Annotated in this window: 1 protein-coding gene; it reads right to left on the bottom strand. The window is 33.8% G+C overall.

What is annotated here, in order from left to right; genetic code table 11:
• Window positions 1-419 (bottom strand): 30S ribosomal protein S3 (rpsC, locus tag EDI28_RS28210; RefSeq protein ID WP_233353527.1); only part of this gene is annotated, 419 nt, incomplete at its 3' end.
• Window positions 420-549: the final 130 nt, after the last annotated feature.

Raw genomic sequence — 549 nt, 5'->3', positions numbered from 1 at the left:
TCGTCTACAAATATCCAAATTTTGATGCCTAATACCCCATATATAGTTCGAACTGGATAGGAAAAATAATCAATTTTAGCTCGAATGGTTTGTAGGGGACCCCTCCCTTCTCTGATCCATTCGACACGTGCAATTTCTTTTCCGTCGATACGTCCTGCAATTTGTACTTGAATTCCTTTTGTATCTGCCTGTTCAGTTAATTCWATAGCYTTTTTCATTGCYTTGCGAAAWGAAACTCTATTTTTTAATTGKCCGGCTATAAATTCTGCAAGAATATTAGGAAAAGAAACGCGATTTTTAATTCTTGTAATAGCAATGTTRAGTTTTCGRTTCACAGAATTWAATTCTTTTTGTAMATTCATCTGTAAKTCTTCRATTCYTCGKGGTCKACYTTCWATTAATAWYTTTGGRAATCCCATATARATTMTGAYYTGRATCAGRTCGATTCTTTTTTGAATCTCTATAAATCCCATATAGATTATGATCTGGATGAGATCGATTCTTTTTTGAATTTCAATACGTGCAATTCCCTCCATACCAGAGGATATT

It is taken from the genome of Photobacterium chitinilyticum, from assembly GCF_004104355.1.
GTDB classification, from domain to species: Bacteria; Pseudomonadota; Gammaproteobacteria; order Enterobacterales; family Vibrionaceae; genus Photobacterium; species Photobacterium chitinilyticum.
Note: the sequence above shows the minus strand (reverse complement) of the source record. Positions and strands in the feature narration are given on the sequence as shown.